The organism is Monashia sp. HAY1-2A, from assembly GCF_056755315.1.
This window is the reverse complement of the sequence record NZ_JBNDHY010000303.1, coordinates 1-1,210: the sequence shown is the minus strand read 5'-3', so window position 1 is coordinate 1,210 and position 1,210 is coordinate 1. Positions and strand designations below refer to the sequence as shown.

The following is a 1,210-nucleotide window of genomic DNA, read 5'->3' as shown; positions in this document are numbered from 1 at the left end:
TCCGTCGTCGGCAGCGTCAGATGTGTATAAGAGACAGGGCGGACGGCGCCGGTCAGGGCAGCAGGATGGTGCGGAAGTCCAACGACACCGCCTCGCGGCCCCGGTCGAGGACGGCGAGGTGCCCCGAGCGGCCGACCTGGCTCGAGGGCTGGATGTAGGCGTCGTAGGCCGCGACGAGGGTGTCGCCGGGCGGCTTGCTGAAGGTCAGGTAGAGCGTGTCGCCCTCGCGCGTCGAGTCGGAGGGGTCGGGGCGCCAGCCCTGGGTCTCGTAGATGTCGAAGTAGCTCCCCGTGACGGCGAGGGTGATGTCGCCGGTGAACCCGCCGGCCCGGTGCACGCTGACCTCCCAGGGCACGTCCATGCCGGCCCGCGAGGAGGTCGCCCACGTCAGGGTCAGGTCGATGCCGTCGCCCGACACCCGGGTCGTCTGCGTCGTGTCGCCGAGCAGACCGGTGGCGCCGAGGAGGACGACGACGAGCAGCGCCGCCACCGCACCTCGGCGCGACCACGCGCTGGTCCGCGCCGGACCCGGCCCCTCGAGGCCCTCGAGGGTCGAACGCGGAATCTCCACGCTGTCGGTCTAGCACCGCGGCGTGGGTCAGCCGCGCACGACGCGCCGAGCCAGGTCGCTCCATCCCGCCAGGATGCGGTCGCGGTCGACGCCGAGGTCGAGCTGCTGGCGCAGGATCGGCACCTCGAGCGGGGCGAGCAGCGCGGTGGCGAGCACGGGCAGGTCGCCCTCGACGCCGGCCGAGGCGAGGAGCACGCGGACGTGCGCGGTGTGGAAGGCCGCGGCCGGCAGCGACCGGCCGTACCGCCCGACCGCGGCGACGACGAGGTCGCCGTGCAGGAGGTTGCGGTCGAGGCGCGACTCGCCGAAGGCGAGCAGCCGCGTCAACGGCGGGGCGCCGGGCCCGAGCGGCGGGGGTCCGGAGATGACGCGCTGCTGCCAGGTCCTCTCGCTGTGGTCGAGCAGCGCCGCCATGAGCCCGGCCCGGCTGCCGAAACGGCGGAAGACCGTGCCCTTGCCGACGTGGGCGGCCGCCGCGACGGCGTCCATCGTCACGGCGTCGACACCGCACGACTCCACGAGGCGCGTGGCGGCGTCGAGGAGGGCCTCGCGGTTGCGCGCGGCGTCGGCCCGCTCGGGGCGCTCCGGGCGCAGCCCGAGCTCTGTCTCTTATACACATCTGACGCTGCCGACGACGGA

2 protein-coding genes are annotated in these 1,210 nt (G+C 74.2%); both read right to left on the bottom strand.

Annotated features, from left to right (window positions below; genetic code table 11):
• Positions 1-52 precede the first annotated feature (52 nt).
• A complete protein-coding gene (locus tag ACPYOM_RS21970; protein WP_481347584.1) occupies positions 53-571 on the bottom strand; it encodes a hypothetical protein in 519 nt (172 codons plus the stop codon).
• Positions 572-598: 27 nt separating this feature from the next.
• Positions 599-1,165 (bottom strand): TetR/AcrR family transcriptional regulator, encoded by a 567-nt coding sequence (locus ACPYOM_RS21965; RefSeq protein WP_481347585.1) that lies wholly within the window; start codon positions 1,163-1,165, stop codon positions 599-601.
• Positions 1,166-1,210: the final 45 nt, after the last annotated feature.